12 protein-coding genes and 2 pseudogenes are annotated in these 15,249 nt (G+C 60.3%); 10 read left to right on the top strand and 4 right to left on the bottom strand.

Going from position 1 to position 15,249, the window contains the following annotated elements; translation table 11 throughout:
- Positions 1–30 precede the first annotated feature (30 nt).
- The gene (locus PQR40_RS17540) at positions 31–1,425 is read right to left on the bottom strand and encodes a phosphomannomutase/phosphoglucomutase (protein ID WP_408509481.1); all 1,395 of its coding nucleotides are present in this window, start codon (positions 1,423–1,425) and stop codon (positions 31–33) included.
- Between the two features lie 294 nt (positions 1,426–1,719).
- On the opposite strand from PQR40_RS17540, the gene PQR40_RS17535 reads away from it, so the two are divergent.
- Genes PQR40_RS17535 through galE form a run of 4 tightly spaced genes read left to right on the top strand, consistent with a single transcriptional unit; the run spans position 1,720 to position 6,040 of the window.
- Positions 1,720–2,982, top strand: a complete 1,263-nt coding sequence (locus PQR40_RS17535) for an oligosaccharide flippase family protein (protein ID WP_408509480.1) — start codon at positions 1,720–1,722, stop codon at positions 2,980–2,982.
- Positions 2,979–3,806 (top strand): glycosyltransferase, encoded by an 828-nt coding sequence (locus PQR40_RS17530; protein ID WP_408509479.1) that lies wholly within the window; start codon positions 2,979–2,981, stop codon positions 3,804–3,806. Before PQR40_RS17535 ends, PQR40_RS17530 begins: the two co-directional genes overlap by 4 nt.
- Before the next feature lie 50 nt (positions 3,807–3,856).
- The gene (locus tag PQR40_RS17525) at positions 3,857–5,005 is read left to right on the top strand and encodes a glycosyltransferase family 4 protein (protein ID WP_408509478.1); all 1,149 of its coding nucleotides are present in this window, start codon (positions 3,857–3,859) and stop codon (positions 5,003–5,005) included.
- Between the two features lie 12 nt (positions 5,006–5,017).
- Positions 5,018–6,040, top strand: coding sequence for a UDP-glucose 4-epimerase GalE (gene galE, locus PQR40_RS17520; RefSeq protein WP_408509477.1), 1,023 nt, complete (start codon positions 5,018–5,020; stop codon positions 6,038–6,040).
- 805 nt (positions 6,041–6,845) lie between these two features.
- On the opposite strand, the gene PQR40_RS17515 is transcribed toward galE, so the two are convergent.
- From PQR40_RS17515 to PQR40_RS17505, 3 genes are all read right to left on the bottom strand, one after another.
- Positions 6,846–7,211 (bottom strand): HVO_A0114 family putative DNA-binding protein, encoded by a 366-nt coding sequence (locus PQR40_RS17515; protein WP_408509476.1) that lies wholly within the window; start codon positions 7,209–7,211, stop codon positions 6,846–6,848.
- 105 nt (positions 7,212–7,316) lie between these two features.
- Positions 7,317–9,332, bottom strand: a complete 2,016-nt coding sequence (locus PQR40_RS17510) for an AAA family ATPase (protein WP_408509475.1) — start codon at positions 9,330–9,332, stop codon at positions 7,317–7,319.
- Between the two features lie 36 nt (positions 9,333–9,368).
- On the bottom strand, positions 9,369–9,728 hold the full coding sequence (locus tag PQR40_RS17505) for a hypothetical protein (RefSeq protein ID WP_408358841.1): 360 nt from the start codon (positions 9,726–9,728) through the stop codon (positions 9,369–9,371).
- Positions 9,729–10,777: 1,049 nt separating this feature from the next.
- Here PQR40_RS17505 and PQR40_RS17500 point away from each other — a divergent pair.
- The 6 genes and pseudogenes from PQR40_RS17500 to PQR40_RS17475 all read left to right on the top strand — a co-directional run.
- Positions 10,778–11,279 (top strand): annotated as a pseudogene (locus PQR40_RS17500) (Rossmann-fold NAD(P)-binding domain-containing protein); the annotation flags it as partial.
- 342 nt (positions 11,280–11,621) lie between these two features.
- Positions 11,622–12,377 (top strand): annotated as a pseudogene (locus PQR40_RS17495) (sugar phosphate nucleotidyltransferase); the annotation flags it as partial.
- Between the two features lie 99 nt (positions 12,378–12,476).
- The gene (locus PQR40_RS17490) at positions 12,477–12,716 is read left to right on the top strand and encodes a hypothetical protein (protein WP_408509497.1); all 240 of its coding nucleotides are present in this window, start codon (positions 12,477–12,479) and stop codon (positions 12,714–12,716) included.
- A complete protein-coding gene (locus PQR40_RS17485; protein ID WP_408358845.1) occupies positions 12,713–13,000 on the top strand; it encodes a cupin domain-containing protein in 288 nt (95 codons plus the stop codon). The genes PQR40_RS17490 and PQR40_RS17485 overlap by 4 nt, the downstream gene beginning before the upstream one ends.
- A gap of 224 nt (positions 13,001–13,224) precedes the next feature.
- On the top strand, positions 13,225–13,518 hold the full coding sequence (locus tag PQR40_RS17480; RefSeq protein WP_408358847.1) for a toxin-antitoxin system TumE family protein: 294 nt from the start codon (positions 13,225–13,227) through the stop codon (positions 13,516–13,518).
- Complete coding sequence (locus PQR40_RS17475) at positions 13,515–13,859, top strand: HVO_A0114 family putative DNA-binding protein (RefSeq protein WP_408358849.1); 345 nt, start codon at positions 13,515–13,517, stop codon at positions 13,857–13,859. Before PQR40_RS17480 ends, PQR40_RS17475 begins: the two co-directional genes overlap by 4 nt.
- Positions 13,860–15,249: the final 1,390 nt, after the last annotated feature.

Raw genomic sequence — 15,249 nt, 5'->3', positions numbered from 1 at the left:
TCATGAAGAACCGCGCCGCCGCTCAAGCTTTCAGAACGGCAGCTTCGCGTCAGGCTTCTCCGCCATGATCACGCGGCGGAAGTCTTCCTGGATCCGCTTGAGTGCTTCGTCGCTATCGGCTTCGAAACGCATCACCACCACCGGTGTGGTGTTCGACGAGCGCGCAAGGCCGAAGCCGTCCGGGTACTCGACACGCAAGCCATCGATCTTCACGACCTCGTCCGCGCCTGTGAACTTCGCGTTTTGCTGCAAACGCGCGATCAGTTCGAAGTTTTCGCCTTCTTCGAGCTTCAGTTGCAGTTCCGGCGTGGAATTCGAGTTCGGCAGCGAGTTCAGCAGCTTGCTCGGATCAGCCACGCGTGTGAGGATTTCCAGCAGACGTGCGCCCGTGTACAGGCCGTCGTCGAAACCGTACCAGCGGTCTTTGAAGAAGACGTGGCCGCTCATTTCGCCTGCCAGCGGCGCGCCGGTTTCGCGCAGCTTCGCCTTGACCAGCGAGTGGCCAGTCTTCCACATCAGCGGTTCGCCGCCCTTGTCCTTGACCCACTTGGCCAGATTGCGCGTGCACTTCACGTCGTAAATGATCTGCGCGCCCTTGTTGCGCGACAGCACTTCTTCGGCGAACAGCATCAACTGGCGGTCCGGATAGATGATCTGGCCGTCTTTGGTGACGACGCCGAGGCGGTCGCCGTCGCCGTCGAACGCGAAGCCGATTTCTGCATCCGTTTCCTTCAGCGCGCGAATCACGTCCTGGAGGTTTTCCGGGTGAGCCGGATCCGGGTGGTGATTCGGGAAGTTGCCGTCGATCTCCGTGAACAGTTCGACCAGTTCACAGCCGAGCTTCTTGAAGAGCTTCGGCGCGAGGCCGCCTGCCACACCGTTACCGGTGTCGACCACGATCTTGATCGGGCGTGCGATCTTGACGTCGCTGGTAATGCGATCCAGATACGCATCGGCAATGTCGTACTCAGTGTACGTGCCACTACCTTCAGAGAAGTTTTCGTCGACGATGCGCTGATGCAGCGCGAGGATCGTCTCGCCGTAAATGGCCGCGCCGCGCAGGACCATCTTGAAGCCGTTGTAGTCAGGCGGATTGTGGCTGCCCGTCACGACGATGCACGAATCGACACGGCGTTCGCCGCCATCGAGCTTCAACGGCACGCTGGCCGCGAAGTAGCCGACCGGAGTCGGCACCATGCCGACGTTGACCACGTCGACGCCGGCCGCACGCAGACCGTCCGACAGCGCCTGAATCAACTCTGGACCCGACAGGCGGCCGTCACGCGCGACCACCACGGCGTCGCCACCTTGCGCCCGCACTTCGCTGCCGAATGCGCGGCCGATCGAACGTGCTGCGTCGGCGTCGAGCGTCTTGCCGATGACGCCGCGAATGTCATACGCCTTGAAAATAGATTTGGAGATCATGTTGGCTCACTTGCGTGCAATGGAAAATTTTGACCGGCGCATTGCCGAGGGATCGGTAAAACTATCTGAAACCCGAGCGATGCGCCCTTGCCGGAAGCGATCCGGTTCCAACTTATAATTGCGCTTTTCGGACATACCCTAATAGACGCCCATTCTAATGCTTAGACGCCCTGCTTTTGCAAAGTTGCCGCGACAGCCGGCCAGGTGGGCTGTTACACATTGCGCCCTGGAGCACGTTGCGTCCCCCGCACAACACATGCAACGCGCGCAACCGGATTGGCGAGCGGCGACCGGATGCTGACGCTCAAACGCTTCGCCAATCCCGACGTCACGCGCGCCTTCACCAATATCGTCTGGCTCGGGCTGGAGCGGCTTACGCAGATCGGCGTGGCGATCGTGATCAGCGGCATGCTGGCGCGCTACTTCGGGCCGGACATCTTCGGCAAATGGCAGTACGCAAACACGCTGCTGCTGGTGCTTTCGCCGATCACCTGGGTGTGCGGCGCGGAAATTCTGGTTCCTACCATCGTTGGCCGGCCGCCAACCCAGTTGGGCACGGTGCTCGGCAGCGCCTTCGCGCTGCGCCTTTCGGTTTCCGTCGGGGCGCTGCTGCTGACCTGGCTCGGCATCGCTTTGCACTTCTTCGACCCGCTGGTGGGCGCCATGCTCGCCGGCCTCGCGGTGACGATGCTGTTCCGCGAGCCGTTCGTCGGCGTGATCAACGCATGGCTGCAAAGCATGACGTATAGCAAGCCGCAGTTGCTTACCAGCATGAGCACCGCGGTGCTGAAGGCCGGCTTCGTCTATCTGCTGGTGCGCGCAATGGCAACACCCGCGCGCTTTGGCTGGCTGTGGGCCGCCGAATCGGCATTGATCGGCGCGGTTCTGCTGATCTATTACATCCGTCGGCATGGCGGCAAGCTCGGCTGGCGCCTCGACCGTTCGCTCTTCAAGCACTTCGCGACTGCGGGCACGGTGTTCTGGCTCGGCCTGATCTGTATGTATCTGTTCCTGAAACTGGACAGACTCATGCTAGAACGGGCGATTTCCTTCGCCGACCTCGGCCGCTATTCCGCCGCGCAACAGTTGAACGAAAACTGGATCACGCTCGCGTTGATGCTTGCGCAGACGATTGCGCCCGCCTTTGTCTACCGCGTGCAGGACGCCGCGCAATTGCGCCGCAACGTGTGGCGGCTCACCGCAATGACCGCCGCGCTGATGGTGAGCGGCGCGATCGTGCTGGATCTGCTCGCCGGCATCATTATCCGCCGCGTGTTCGGGCCGGACTTCGAAGGCGCGATCGAGATTTTCCGCTGGGCCGTATGGCTTTCCGTGCCGGCCGGGGTCGAAGCGATCGGCAATCTGATCGTGCTGAAATATCAGGCCAAATTCGTGTTGCTCTCGAAGTGGCTGCTGGCGCTGGCTGTTGCGTTCATCGTCAATCTGCTGGCGATTCCGCGGTTTGGCGCTTACGGTGCGCTGGCCGGCCTCGCGGCCGGTTATCTCGCCGCTGCGTCGGTTAATCTTTATTACATTCGTTTCAAATTGCGCCCATGACGAATTCATCCGCCACAGCGCTTTCCCTCGACGACGTCGCGGTGCTCATGCCCGCGTACAACGGCCAGGCCGACGTTGATCTCACGCTGGCCTCGTTCAGCGAAAGCGCGCTCGTGCATGTGCTGATCGTCGACGACGGCAGCACGCCACCGATCGTCGCACCGGCGATCCCGAACATGAAGATCGAAGTGCTGCGCATGCCACAGAATGGCGGCATCGAGCGCGCATTGCAAACCGGCATCGACGCCCTCGCCCAGCGCGGCTTTCGTTACGCAGCACGCATCGACGCGGGCGACCGCAGCGTACCGCAGCGGCTCGCCAAACAACGCGGGTTTATGGAGTTGCATCCGCACGTGGCCGGCCTCGGCATGTGGACGCAGGTCGTCACGCGTGAAGGCAAACCGCTCTTCATGCTGACGCCGCCTGCCGAACCGAATGAGATCCGGCGTCTGCGCTTCTTCCGCTCATGCTTGGCGCACCCTTCGATGATGCTGCGTATCGACGCGATCCGCACGGTCGGCAACTATCGCGCGGCCTATCCGTCCGCCGAAGACCTCGATCTGTTCGTGCGTCTGATGGAGCGCTACGACTGCGCGAATCTGCCGGAACTCGGACTCTATTACGAGCTGAACGAAGGCGGCATTAGCGCGACCAAACGGCGCCGCCAGGTCAACTCGACGCTCCGGCTGCAACTGCGCTACTTCAACGTCGCCAATCCGTACGATTGGCTGGGGCTCGCTAAAAACCTGCTGCATCTGGTGACCCCCTACCGCGCATTGCAGCGGGTCAAACGCACGTTGCTCGCGCCGCGCGCGAGCCATTGATGCCGTTACCTCGTCATTCACCCGTCACTCACCGTCGAGCCCGTTCCCGCATGAAGCCTGCCTTGAAGTCGACGCCCGCGCTGCGCATTACACTCGTCTGTAACACCGCCTGGGCAATCTATACGTATCGGCAAGGACTGATCCGCATGCTGGTCGGACGCGGCGTCGACGTGACGGTGCTCGCGCCGCGCGACCGTACGTTCGAGTTGCTCACCGCGATGGGGTGCCGCTGCATCGAATTGCCGGTGGCGTCCAAAGGCACCAGCCCGCGAGACGACCTGTGTACACTTTTGTCGTTGTATCGTTTGTATAGAAGCATTCGCCCGCACGTCGTGTTCCACTACACGATCAAGCCGAACATCTACGGCTCGGTCGCGGCGAAACTGGCGGGCGTGCAATCGGTAGCGGTGACAACCGGGCTCGGCTACGTGTTCATCCAGCAGAGCCGCGCGGCGCAAGTCGCCAAAAAACTGTACCGTTTCGCCTTCCGTTTCCCGCGCGAAGTCTGGTTCCTGAATCGCGACGACCAGGCCGCGTTTGTCGAGCAGAATTTGTTGGTGCATCCTGAGCGTGCGCGGCTGCTGCATGGCGAAGGCGTCGATCTCGAACAGTTCGCCTTCACGCCGCTGCCGGAGCAGGCGGAATTCAAGTTCGTGCTGATCGGGCGGCTCTTGTGGGACAAGGGCGTCGGCGAATATGTCGAAGCGGCGCGGCGTTTGCGCGAACGTTATCCGCAGGCGCGGTTCCAATTGCTCGGCCCCGTCGGCGTCGACAACCCCAGCGCGATCACACGCGAAGAGGTGGCTGCGTGGGAGCAGGAAGGCATCATCGAGTATCTTGGCGAGGCGCACGACGTGCGGCCTCTCATCGCCGGCGCGGACTGCGTCGTACTGCCGTCATATCGCGAAGGCGTGCCTCGCACGCTGATGGAAGCGTCGGCGATGGGCCGGCCGATTGTCACGACAGATGTGCCCGGCTGCCGTGAAGTGGTGGCGGACGGCATCAATGGATTGTTGTGCGAAGTGCGCAATGTAGAAAGTCTCACGGCGAAGCTGGCGCAAATGCTCGACATGAGCAGCGCCGAGCGCCGCGCAATGGCTGAACGCGGACGACAGAAAGTCGCGCAAGAGTTCGACGAACGTGTGGTCGTCGAAACGTATAAAGACCTGGTGCAGAAAATGACGGGCGTTTTACTTTAACGGAGCAACAGCATGACCACGAAGGGTACGATTCTGGTAACGGGCGGTGCAGGATTTATCGGCTCGCACACGTGTGTCGAACTGCTGAACGGCGGTTACGACGTCGTGGTAATCGACAATCTCGTGAACAGCAACCGCGAATCGTTGCGGCGCGTGGAGAAAATTACCGGCAAGGCCGTGAGCTTCTACGAAGCCGATGCGCGCGATGAAGCGGCGCTCAACCGTATTTTCGACGCCCACCCGATCACCGGCGCGATTCACTTTGCCGCGCTGAAGGCGGTGGGCGAATCGGTCGCCAAGCCGATCGAGTACTACAGCAATAACGTCGGCAGTTTGCTGGCGCTGCTCGGCGTGATGCGCGATCGCAACGTGAAGCAGTTCGTGTTCAGCTCATCGGCAACGGTGTATGGCGTGCCCGAGAGTTCGCCAATCGACGAATCGTTTCCGCTGTCGGCCACCAATCCTTATGGGCAGTCGAAGCTGATTGCCGAGCAGGTTTTGCGCGATCTGGAAGTGGCGGATGCTTCATGGCGGATCGCGACACTGCGATATTTCAATCCGGTTGGCGCGCATGAGAGCGGCTTGATTGGAGAGGATCCGGCGGGTATTCCGAATAACCTGATGCCGTATGTGGCGCAGGTGGCTGTCGGCAAGCTGGAGAAGCTGCGGGTGTTTGGTGGCGACTATGAAACACCGGATGGCACGGGAGTGCGGGACTATATCCACGTTGTGGACCTGGCGCGTGGGCATCTGGCCGCGCTGGATGCGCTGGTTAAGCGCGATGCCAGTTTTGTGGTGAATCTCGGGACTGGGCAGGGGTATAGCGTTATTGATGTCGTTAAGGCGTTCGAGAAGGCTTCTGGGCGGCCTGTGCCTTATGAGATCGTGGCGCGACGGCCGGGTGACGTGGCTTCGTGTTTTGCGGATCCGGCGGCGGCTTTGGATGTGCTTGGATGGCGCGCTGAGTTCGGGATCGAGAGGATGTGCGCGGATCACTGGCGGTGGCAGGAGGGGAATCCGAACGGCTTTAACTGATCTCCATCGCATGCACGGATGCCGTGAAATGCGGCATCCGTGCATAGCTGCCCTCTTCGTCCCGCCTCCTCCTGCTTTTCCCCCGCTTCCTGCCCGCCCCTTTCTGTATCCGCCACGATGCTCCCGTTGAGCCAGTAGTCCGACGCCTGATTCAAGCTAGGGATGTCCGCTGCGTGCGTAAAGAAGCCCGCTGTCGCTCCGGGCGCGGTGCCGGCATTGTGGCCCATCGGCATCGGCGGGACGAGCGCGGGCGCAAGCGCGCTCGGCGCATGGCCAGGGCTGGCTATGAGACCTTGCGCTATAAGACCTTGAGCGGCAGCGCGGACGCTTGCTGGAAACAGTTCGACCAAGGTCGGTCGCACCGGCGACCCAGATCGCCGACCTCCACAGTGTTTAGCGTCGCAGGAAGCGTCGCCCGGGGGCGAAGGGGGCACCAGGGTTTTCGTGCTCGCCGCAACATGGTCGTCCCGTTCGCCACTGCAGCCACATGATCGCGTTTATCCGGATGCCATCTCCCAGAGCGTTAATGAGCTCGCGTCGTGAACCGGATTTTATGAACCAGCCGAAGGCGTCGCCATGAGCGTCGAGCGGCAAAAGACACACCGCCCCGGTGCGCCGGCTCACGCACGAACCAGTCCATACCTTCGCCGCAATGGGGAGCACTGGCGAGGTATAGGCCATCTGATTCGATGAATGTACCGGAGGTGCAGCTTCCCGTGCGCCGGAACCGACTGATACACGAGAGGGCTGATTCGGATGGTGCCCGATTGATGGAATGCAAATACCATTTCGCATGTGTCCGTGTTCAGGACTGCGCCCCCCTGGGTTCAGCGTGCGGGAATTGCAACCGGATGCTGATACCATCGAACCCGAACAGGTAACGTGCATCCCGATCGAGGTCGATGATTTCCGAGTCGAGAAGCGCGTCGAGATCGTGGCCCACCATCATCCCGCCGCGCTTCAGACGCACGGCAATCGCCTCCGCCGTCATCGGTCCTTCGTCGTGCAGCAGCCGGATGATCTCCATGCGTTTCGCAGTAACGGTCCCAAGCAAACCCTCTGGCTCATCGAAGAGTATCCATGTTGAATCAGGATGTGTGCCGTTGAGGATTGCATCCATACGCTCTTTCACGGCGTCAAATGAAGTGGTCTCGAGGATAAGAAGTCGCATCGTAATTCCTTCTCTATAGGGAGTTGTGCGCCGTTGTTGTGGCGCACATCGTGACGATATCGCGCCAACTCTGGCGTGCAAGGCGACAGGCTTGCGGCGCTGTCTTCAACCTAGGGCGAACCTGCTGCGCAACGCGGTACGCACATCCTCCGCAGTGATCACCGCAGTGCCTTCACGTAGATGCCGCACGGCTGCCGCGTCAATGGTTCGCTGCAACACCGCGTCAGCATCAGCAATCGAATGTCCTTTCAGACCGGCGACAGCGCAGTCCATCGTGTGGCGTGAGACGGCGAACACGTCGCCCGCCATGATCCTGAAACGCATGCGGACATAGGACGCGAGCGCGTCATACTCGGGTACCGAGAACTCGACCTTCTCTTCAAGTCGCCCGCCACGAAGCGCGGCCGGGTCGAGCGCATCCTGATGGTTCGTTGCGCAAATGTACAGAACGTCCGGCAGCCGCCCGTCCGCACCGTCCAGTGTCGTCAGCACTTTGTTCGTGAGCGGGGCGACGCCCGACATACGGCGCTCGCCCAGCACATCGTCCGCCTCGTCGATGAAGACGATCGCTGGGCGCAGGTCCTTCGCGTCCCTGACGAGCCCGTCCCATGCGCAAGGGTTCGCGAGCAGCTCGGCGCCCGTCGTCTTCAGAAACGCGTACCCACTGGCTTTGGCCAGTGCCAGGGCCGCCTGCGTCTTGCCAGTACCAGGCGGCCCGTAAAACAGCACGCCGCGCGGCAGGCTGCCGCCGAGGCGCTCGAGGCCGTAGGCGTGTCGCAACCTGAAAGCGAGATCGTGCAGATCGTTGCGCGAGACATCCGGCATGATGATTTCGTCGATCGACTTCACGTTTTCAGGAAGCCGGCCTTTGGAGCCCTGTAAGCGTCGCATCGCGCGCATCGCAACATCGAAGCTCAGGCTGCCTTCGCCGATATCACCCTCACGACGCATGTCAGCCAGCTCGCGCCCGATCGCCGTGAGGCGTGCGGCGCTGAATCCCTCCCAGCGGGCTGCGAGATTTGCGAGCATCGGTGCGGTGAGCGCATGGAACCCCATTGCTTCGGCGACCGCGTGACGGAGTATGGCCTTGCGGGCTTCGAGATCTGGCGCAGGCACCTGGACCTTGAAGTCAAACCGGCCCTCGCGAATCGCCGCGCTATCCAGCGCGGCGACGTTGTTTGTCGCGGCGACCAGGACGATTCGCGTGCCGTGCATGCGTACGATCTCAGTGAGCATCACATTCGTGAGGTCCCGGTCCATGGGGTGTGTTCCCTCCCCGCGGGGTTTAACGTAGCTATCGAATTCATCGATGAAGAAGACCCCGTGGCCGAGCTTCAGCGCCTGAGCGAATGCAGCCTTGACCTTCGCTGGCGTCTCGTTGATCCACTTGCTTGCGACCGAACCGTAGTCGAGTGCGAAAAATGGCACGCCCAGTTCGCCGGCGAGCGCCTCGGCGAACATGCTCTTGCCGTTGCCGGGCTGTCCGGACAGGAGGATGCCGTTGCGCGCGCGCTCCGGATTTCCGATGACGTCGCGTGCGGCACCGAGCAATCTCGCTTTTGTCTGAGCCATTCCGACAATCCGGGAGAAATCGAAACGCGGCTGCGCGACGAGTTCATCAAAACTGTAGGCAGGTTCAGCGGCACGAACTGGATCAGGGACGGACGCAGACGCTGCGGGTTGCGACGGCCGCGTCGGTGACGCTGCTCCGGGAAAGACAGCCTGGAAGTAACTGTCGCGTCTGGCGTCGGGGACGGTTGCCCTGCGAGTTGCCGGCAAGAGCGGGTGGGCCCATCGGTACCAGACGCCCGCTGCCACCGCGAACACCAGACACCCGGCAAACGCCGCAAGCCAGGGGCGATCCAGATGGACAAGAGATTGAAGCGCCGCCAGTCCGAGCACGAAGAGGACGACGCGCCGAGCGAGATGATATCTGCGATGCAGGAACCAGAATAGCGCCGCCAGTGCGACGGCGACGCCTAGTAGCAACGGCCGGTTTCTGGCAAGCATCAGCTTCCCCGATGCGAGTTCATGCAGGATCGCGCATGCCCAGCCATACAGCACTGTCGCAAGTATGAAGTGCAGGACGAAACGGGATACAGAACGGACGAGGTGTTTCATGGTTGCTCCAGGTAATGGTGGAAGGACGTCCGCCGGTCAGCGCAGCCACAGCTGCAGGATTTCCTCGCACGTCTCGTGGATGAGCCTGCGCACGACCTCCTCCCACTCGTGCCGCGTCCAATACATCGTGAACAGCATCTCGACGCCAAATATCACCGCACCGGTCCTGATCATCGACATCAGGGCGGACACGGCTCCGTATGCGGCGGAGCCGAAGAGCGCCTGCAACTGGTCTGCACCCCACACCGCGGCGAAGCACGGGATCAGCACCGTCAGGTACGGAGCAGCCAGGCCGATCGCGCCCAGGCTGTTCAAGAGCCAGTGGAGAAACCACGGGAATTCTGCGTAAGCCGGGTCAACGAAGTTAAGACGGGGCTGAGGACGATTGCTCTGCATGAAGTTTCTCCTTGATGAATGGGACAGGTGGTTCGTTCGGATGCGAAGAACACAGGTCCATCTTCACGCACGAAAACACAGATGCAAGTCGACGAATCAGGGTGCGCAGGAACGGTTCCGTCGATTGACGACCGCGCAAGACGCACGGTGAGCTGATATTGGAGATGGAGATGCGGCGTGCTTACGCGAAGGATCGCAGTACGAATGACGCAGAAGGGAAACTCAGGAGGAGCCAGGCGGAAGGAATCGTGGGCGCGTGTGGAGAGAGATATTCACCCGGGTTTCGCAAAATATTAATTCGCACTCCATTTTATTTAGTGCGGAAAGTTAGACTACTGCGAGACGGAAGAGGCAGATAACCGACGCAATGCCAGTCTCCCTCCTGAATAACTGAACGCGAAGTCACGAGTGCGAGTCGTTAAACGGCTGATTCCACGTCAACAAAGCACTCTGCCGGATAAAATTAACCTCTTTTTGCGACTGCGGCTCAGGCGGCATGCCATTGCGACTGGAGGTTTGACGCACTCCATGAAGAGGGCGAAGCACTCGCCCCAGACTACGCGCCAGAATGTGCGGATACTGGCCATTGGGTTACCTCGGTAGTGGCGGACTGCAAGGTGCACGCCAGCGATGGAAATGAGGATCGCGCTCCTCAATCGCATCCACCGCGCGGGCCAGGCGAAGTCGGCTTGTCACACGCGTGCCGCTCACTCTGCTCGACGCGCACGACGCTCCTGTCGGATGGGAAGAGATATCCAGCAAATCGTCTTTTCATTTTCATGGGGATTTCATTCTTATTGATGCTGGTTCTCGATCGTGACTCTGCCGATACAGCCAGCGCACAGTCGCAAGCCTGGTGTCGGGAACTTGAGCGAATGCAACCAGACGCAGGCTTTATACGATGAGCCATCGGGAGATGCAGAAGCCGGGCCTCGCGACGTTGGAGGCAGCCGGGGGATCGCTGCGAAGCCAGTCGAGCACTACCGCACAGCGGCCGCGTCAGTCTGCTGACCTTAACCCGACGCGATGCGCGATCTGTAAATCCCGGACCCAACTTGCGGATTGCGCCGCTGCGCTATTTCAATCCGGTGGGCGCGCGGGATACCGTTTTGATCTGCAAAGATCAGGCGTGGATTCCGAACAATCTGATGCCGTATGCAGCGCAGAAGACCGTTGGCAAGCTCGCGAAGCTACGGAGGTTCGGCGGCCAGCATGAAACGCCGGATGGTATAGGCGCGTACGACTATGTACACCAGGCGGATGTTGCGCGCGGACATCTGGCCGCGCCGGATGCGCTAGATGCGCTGGATGCTCAAGCCAAAGCGTGACGCCAGCTTTGTCGTAAATCCAGGGACCGGGCAACGGTATGGCGTGATTGGTGTCAAAAAAGGCGTTCAAGAAAAGGCGCCGGGCGGCCTGTGTCTTACGAGATCGTATGGCGCCGCCCGAGCGACGTTACCTCGTGCTTCACCGATACTCCGGCGGCGGAGAAAATCGTCGGCTGGTGCAGGGTATGACATCAGGCGGATATGGATAGGTCACTGGCGCTAGCAGTCAACGGGTGTGCCGAGGGATTCGCCTGGGTTGATTGCACTTCGAAGGCCGCGTCAGCGAATCGCCAGACAAGGGCTGCGCCACCGTCAATTGCGCGTCAATGAATGGCATCATCACCCGCAGGCACGCCCTCAGGCGGCAGCGCGCTCGCGCCTTTGGCACGGCATGCAAAGCGCACGGACGTGAAAGTATCCATGAGCAACGCCGCGCCCCAATGACACGTTTGATTCCCGTGCTCACATACACATCTCCGGATACAGAAAATCTTAGACAGGGAGTGACGCCATGTACATTCATCCAGTGATTCTTTGCGGCGGAAATGGCACCTGACTTTGGCCAATGTCAAGGGGAGCGTATCCGAAGCAGTATCTCAGGTTAAGCGGCGAAAACACGCTGCTTCAACAAACTGTATTGCGCCTGCGCGGTATCAAGAACGTCGCGGCTCCCATCGTCGTCACGAACAATGAACAGCGCTTTCTGGTCGCTAACCAGTTGCGACCGGTAGACATTGCAGCTGCATCGATCGTACTGGAGCCTGTCAGCCGTAATACCGCACCTCCCATTGCAGTTGCCGCGCTGGCCGCGATGCGCGAATCAGCGGAATCCATCCTGCTCGTTCTGCCATCGGATCAAGTGGTTAACGGCGAGACGGCGTTCGTCGAGGCAGCGGAAGCCGCGGCGGAGATCGCGAAAAAACGGTTATCTGGTCACTTTCGGTATTGCACCAACTAAGCCGCACACCGGCTATGTGTACATGCGTGCGGGCGCGCAGCTTGACGGCGACACCCGTGCGTTCGCGGTGGACGCATTCGTCAAAAAACCGCGGACAAGGCCGCAGCGCAGCGTTTCCTCTGTGAAGGCGGCTACTTCTGGAACAGCGGCATGTTCATGCTGCGGGCTTCGACCTTCATCGAAGAACTGCGCCTTTACGAACCGGAAATCGCCGCACGGGCAGAGCTTGCGCTCGACGGGGCGCAGCTCGACAATGACTTCACGCGTCTCGACGTTAGAGCCTTCGCCGCCTGTCCGAACGTTTCGATAGACCACGCTGTGATGGAGAAAACGAAACGCGCTGCGGTAATTGCCACAGCAGACCTCGGCTGGGACGATATCGGCTCGTGGACTGCGCTTGCTGACATTGCGGAACACGATGCCCGAAGCAATGCACGTCTTGGCGACGTCTTCACCGAAGCGATGGGCAACTCATACGTGCGCGCGGAGCACCGACTGGTGGCCGCCATCGGACTCGACAATGTCGTCATCATCGAGACCGCTGATGCCGTACTGGTTGCCAATCGGGACCAGGTCCAGGACGTCAGGAAAATCGTTGTCCAGTTAAACGCGGCGGGCCGCCACGAGTCAGTCACGCATCGTCGTGTGGCAGTCCCTGGGGCTCACACGAAGGCATCGACGGCGGCGAGCGCTTCCGGGTGAAACGCATCGCGGTGCGCCCTGGCGCGCAGCTGAGCCTGCAGATGCATCATCACCGTGCCGAGCACTGGGTCGTCGTGAAGGGCACAGCACTCGTGACGAACGGTGACAATAAGATCATCCTCACAGAGAACCAGTCGACCTATATTCCACTTGGCATCACGCACCGCCTGAAGAACCCGGGCAAGATCCCCCTTGAGCCAATCGAAGTGCAATCCGGCGCTTATCTCGGCGAAGATGACATCGTGCGATTCGAAGACACATATGGGCGGGCGGAAAAGACATAACGCCCATAAGAATCTGACAACTCAATAAGGCGTTGTCCGATCAAGGTGTTCGCGTCGCGGTAGTGCGTGGACGGAGCTTTCTTTCCAGCCTGGCCGGTTACCGTGCCAACGCCGCCAGCGGCCGTCGAACTGGTCCACCTGAAATACCTGTATGAACCAGAAGCCTGAAGAAATGCAGGGTATGGCATTTGACGCCATAGTCTCGGTATGGCATGATGCGCCATATGCATAAGAAAGCGACTTTACTGTTTGAGGACCGGTCAGCATACCCGGACGGAGCGATCCTCGAAATGCGAATCTGGCGCCTGCCGGGCGCGGACGCCGAAAGACCACACGGCCTGAAGTACAGTCTGTTTTACGGTCGGGATGGCGAGCGAATCATCGGTTACGACAATGAGCGGGGAAAGGGAGACCACCGGCATTATCGGGACCGCGAAGAGCCCTATGCCTTCACCACAGTCGAACAGATGGTTGCTGACTTTATAGATGATGTGGAACGCGAAAGGAGCGGGAAATGAACAAACTGAATGTACATGTAGGCACCTTGCGCGATATGGGCGACCGCTTCATCAATGCCTGGAATCGCGCGGAAGCAGGTGATGACGTTAAGGAGCGGCACGTAACGTTCTTCACGTGGGAAGAGCTGACCGCGACGCTCACGCCCAAGCGTCTGGAACTGCTGCGCCATCTGCACCGGGAAGGCGCGGAAAGCATCAGTGCCCTCGCCAAGACACTGGCGCGCGACTATAAGCGCGTCCATGAAGACGTCACGGATCTGGAAGTGGCCGGACTGATCGTGCGTGAAGGCAATCGGCTGAGCGCACCGTGGGACACGCTGGCGACAGACGTAGCATTATGACAAGTAGCGCCGCAGCGTGTCCTGGCCGGGATATCCCGGGGATGGGAAGCCGGCCTCAAAATGGTCGGCTTTTTTTCAACCAACATTGTCAACCAACAAGCCGGCGGTCGAGCCCGTCAGGCGTGTTAACGGGTGGGCAACCGACTGGGAAAACGCCTGATTCTGGACGAGCCTTTAGATCTGACTGGCTGTCACCTTCAGGTCGCGACGTGTCGCTTTTTTACGACACCGGCTCGCACGCTCTTGCCAGCCGGCCTATTTGTATGATTGAATTGCCTTCATCGCAGTACCTGTTTTACAAAGCCTTTTGGTGGGCATGATTCACCGGTTCCCGCCTGTTGCTCAGGGCACGAATCGTAATGGGATTGGCACGATGGACACTTTTGCCCATCCTTGCGAAATGAACGAGTGGTCGTGGCTCATCTGACGGTCACGGATCATGAAAGTAAAAGCCGTGCTGTTACGGCTGAATGACCATCAAGATTGCAACAGCATACCGGCGTGTTTGCGTGCGCGGGTTCTGTCTGCACTATTTTTCTCAGCAAAATGGACGCGAGAGACACAGCCATGTGGCTCTTCAACCGTCCAGACGTGAATCCAGGGTAGCAGCCGGGCCGCATGCACATGCGGCGGGCACGCATTGTTATGGCTGGAGCCATCCTGCCTGACAGCGTATCAATAGAACTCACCAGACCGCCTGCGTCAGCCGCAAGGCTGCACTGCTTGCTGCGGTCGATAAACCCTTCGTTTTAAACCGTCGTATCACGTCGGGTGCAGCCCATAGCTGCGGCCAGGATAGTCATACTTTGCTGCGTGTCACCGCTTTCGCGGTAACGCAACTGACCGTCCGGCCGCCTCGGCTTCGAGCCCCGCCTTGCACCCAGCGTCTCCATGCCGTTACTGGCATTTCTCCGAGCCCCCGGTCGCACGCAATCACTCCTCCCAGGACACGTTGTGTGCGTTCCGTGCAGAAGTTCCGCACGCACCCGCGGCTCCCTCCGACCCCAGCAGACATTGCACTGAGAATCTCAAACCGGATCTCGCCGGTTCTCCCAACTTAACTCCAGATTCCCCTGCACATCAGCTACCCATCAACAGCAACCGCAATCCCGGACGGCAGTCCGCTTTCCCGCAGCTCGGGGAGCGCCACCTCTGCCATTGGCATCCCTGGCCCCAACGCAAGTACCTGCGAAGTCCGCGCCCAGAGCTGCACCTGTTTCCCGCTGGATGAGTATGCCCACCCAGCTTTGCCCCGGAGTGACTGATGACCACTTGCATGCTGCCTCGCCCGCTTCACCCGCTTGACTCGCTTCATCCGCTACACAAACGCCCCAGCCGCACCGCGCAGCGCAGTGCACTGCGCGGATTGCTGATTGACGATAGCTGTGCG

Origin of the sequence: Paraburkholderia sediminicola, assembly GCF_046026855.1 — a bacterium.
In the GTDB taxonomy this organism is placed as follows: Bacteria; Pseudomonadota; Gammaproteobacteria; order Burkholderiales; family Burkholderiaceae; genus Paraburkholderia; species Paraburkholderia sediminicola_A.
Note: the sequence above shows the minus strand (reverse complement) of the source record. Positions and strands in the feature narration are given on the sequence as shown.

Excerpts from the sequence above, each read along its gene's own strand:
- PQR40_RS17540 (WP_408509481.1), bottom strand. The coding sequence starts at position 1,425 with ATGATCTCCAAATCTATTTTCAAGGCGTATGACATTCGCGGCGTCATC.
- PQR40_RS17535 (WP_408509480.1), top strand. The coding sequence starts at position 1,720 with ATGCTGACGCTCAAACGCTTCGCCAATCCCGACGTCACGCGCGCCTTC.
- PQR40_RS17530 (WP_408509479.1), top strand. The coding sequence starts at position 2,979 with ATGACGAATTCATCCGCCACAGCGCTTTCCCTCGACGACGTCGCGGTG.
- PQR40_RS17525 (WP_408509478.1), top strand. The coding sequence starts at position 3,857 with ATGAAGCCTGCCTTGAAGTCGACGCCCGCGCTGCGCATTACACTCGTC.
- galE (WP_408509477.1), top strand. The coding sequence starts at position 5,018 with ATGACCACGAAGGGTACGATTCTGGTAACGGGCGGTGCAGGATTTATC.
- PQR40_RS17515 (WP_408509476.1), bottom strand. The coding sequence starts at position 7,211 with ATGCGACTTCTTATCCTCGAGACCACTTCATTTGACGCCGTGAAAGAG.
- PQR40_RS17510 (WP_408509475.1), bottom strand. The coding sequence starts at position 9,332 with ATGAAACACCTCGTCCGTTCTGTATCCCGTTTCGTCCTGCACTTCATA.
- PQR40_RS17505 (WP_408358841.1), bottom strand. The coding sequence starts at position 9,728 with ATGCAGAGCAATCGTCCTCAGCCCCGTCTTAACTTCGTTGACCCGGCT.
- PQR40_RS17490 (WP_408509497.1), top strand. The coding sequence starts at position 12,477 with ATGGGCAACTCATACGTGCGCGCGGAGCACCGACTGGTGGCCGCCATC.
- PQR40_RS17480 (WP_408358847.1), top strand. The coding sequence starts at position 13,225 with ATGCATAAGAAAGCGACTTTACTGTTTGAGGACCGGTCAGCATACCCG.
- PQR40_RS17475 (WP_408358849.1), top strand. The coding sequence starts at position 13,515 with ATGAACAAACTGAATGTACATGTAGGCACCTTGCGCGATATGGGCGAC.